Source organism: Actinomyces denticolens (genome assembly GCF_002072185.1).
Taxonomy (GTDB): domain Bacteria; phylum Actinomycetota; class Actinomycetes; order Actinomycetales; family Actinomycetaceae; genus Actinomyces; species Actinomyces denticolens.
The window spans coordinates 1-1,687 of sequence record NZ_MVIW01000078.1 but is presented as its reverse complement, the minus strand read 5'-3'; the positions used below and the strand labels follow the sequence as shown (position 1 = coordinate 1,687).

2 protein-coding genes and 2 pseudogenes are annotated in these 1,687 nt (G+C 71.3%); 3 read left to right on the top strand and 1 reads right to left on the bottom strand.

Translation table 11 applies throughout. The features are described 5' to 3' along the window. The 3 genes and pseudogenes from B1H55_RS11970 to B1H55_RS11960 all read left to right on the top strand — a co-directional run. Positions 1-117 (top strand): annotated as a pseudogene (locus tag B1H55_RS11970) (signal recognition particle-docking protein FtsY); the annotation flags it as partial. A 332-nt stretch (positions 118-449) separates the two neighbouring features. Continuing rightward, positions 450-1,124, top strand: coding sequence for a CPBP family intramembrane glutamic endopeptidase (locus B1H55_RS11965; RefSeq protein ID WP_231952856.1), 675 nt, complete (start codon positions 450-452; stop codon positions 1,122-1,124). 29 nt (positions 1,125-1,153) lie between these two features. After that, positions 1,154-1,348, top strand: coding sequence for a hypothetical protein (locus B1H55_RS11960; RefSeq protein WP_080461761.1), 195 nt, complete (start codon positions 1,154-1,156; stop codon positions 1,346-1,348). A 61-nt stretch (positions 1,349-1,409) separates the two neighbouring features. Here B1H55_RS11960 and B1H55_RS12580 read toward each other — a convergent pair. Beyond that, positions 1,410-1,687 (bottom strand): annotated as a pseudogene (locus tag B1H55_RS12580) (hypothetical protein); the annotation flags it as partial.

Sequence of the window (1,687 nt, the reverse complement as noted above, 5' to 3'; positions counted from 1 at the left end):
GTCGTCACCGTCCAGCGCGAGCTCGGCGTGCCCGTCAAGCTCGTCGGCCTGGGCGAGGGCGCCGACGACCTGGCCCCCTTCGACCCCGAGGGCTTCGTCGACGCCCTCCTCGCCTGAGGCTCCGACGGGCTAGGGATATCCCTACCCGGAGTCGAGGGATTCCCGGATGGTGCGACGCACCCGAGGCCATCTAGCGTGCGTTGTATGATCTTGCGGTCCCAGGCAGCTCCCGGCTCTCCCACCAGCACAGACGTCATCCACCCCCACTCCACCCACCGCGCGGGCGGGCGACTGTGGGGGCTTCAGGCCCTTGTGGGACTGATCTGCTCTGCGTCGTCGGCTGCCAGGTCGTTGCGATCCCCGTGTGGGCCGGGATGGCCTCCTCTCAGGGAGAGGTCCCCACCGCGGTTAGGCCCAGCGACTTCCTCGCCCATCCACTGCCTGCACTGGTGGGGTCCGTGCTCGGAGCGGTGGCGGCCCTGGTTGCGTACCGCACCTTCATGAGGCGCCTGCGCCACGGCGAGGTTCTCGAGCTGTCCACCAGGGGCGCACTGCGCGAGCTTGCGGTGGGGCTAGCAGTCGGCGCAGGGGTCATGGTCGTGTGCTTCGCGCTCCTGGCAGCCATGGGCGTCTACCGGGTCCACGGCCTCGGCTGGCAGCCGGCGGCCGTGGGGGCACTCGCGGTGGGAATTATGGCTGGAGTCGGCGAGGAGCTCTTCGCTCGCGCCACCCTGCTGCGCCTGCTGTCCGCGTGGGTCGGGCCGTGGTGGGCGTTGGCGGCCACCTCGGTGTTCTTCGGTGCTGCTCACCTGCTCAATGACGGCGCCACGCTCATCGGTGTGGTGGCGATCGTCCTGGAGGCCGGTGTCCTGCTGACCGGACGGGTGTGGATGGCGATCGGAGTGCACATCGCCTGGAACGCCGTGCAGGCAGGCCTCTTCGGCTCCACGATCTCAGGTAGCGTTGGCGGTGGCCAGGGCCTTATTCAGGCCACCTGGCATGAGGCGGACCTGCTGACCGGTGGCTCCATGGGGGTTGAGGGGTCCCTCGTGACGATCGCGGTGGGCCTGGCCGCAGGGGCGGCTCTCCTGGCAGCCGCCCGGCGCCGTGGACGCCTGACCTGAAGGCGGTTGTGCAGACAGTACGTGCGGTCATGACAGTCATGCCAGCTGCGGTCCAGTCCCGGGCCCGCAGGGTCTCCACCGCGGAGCGGCCCAGCAGCGCGGAGGACGCGACGATGGCGAGCGCGATGACCAGCAGCGTCGCCGCCCCCAGCGCGCCGAGCTCTCCCCAGGGGCCTCCCCGGGCCACCTGGGCCGCCGGTACGGTCCTGTCCCAGGTGATATAGCCGATGATCTGCACTGCGACGGCAATGATCGCGCCCAGGAGCGTCGTCGTCACCGCGTGGATCACCCCCTCCAGGGCCTGGGCCGCGCGGACCTGTGCGGGGTGATCGCCGAGTCGTCCCCGCTGATCGACACCCCCACCTCCAATCCGGAGCCCGCGCAGAGCTCGCGCACGGCCGCCGCCAGCCCTCGATCGGTGAGCACGGCGGGGCGCACGGCGCGAACGGTGGCGCGCAGCGACACCAGGGCGGCCTCGGCCTGCTCCTGGGCGCGTTCCACGCGGGCCAGCACCGCGTCGCGCTGCTCCTCATCGCCCACACGCGCCGCAGCGAGCGGTGGAG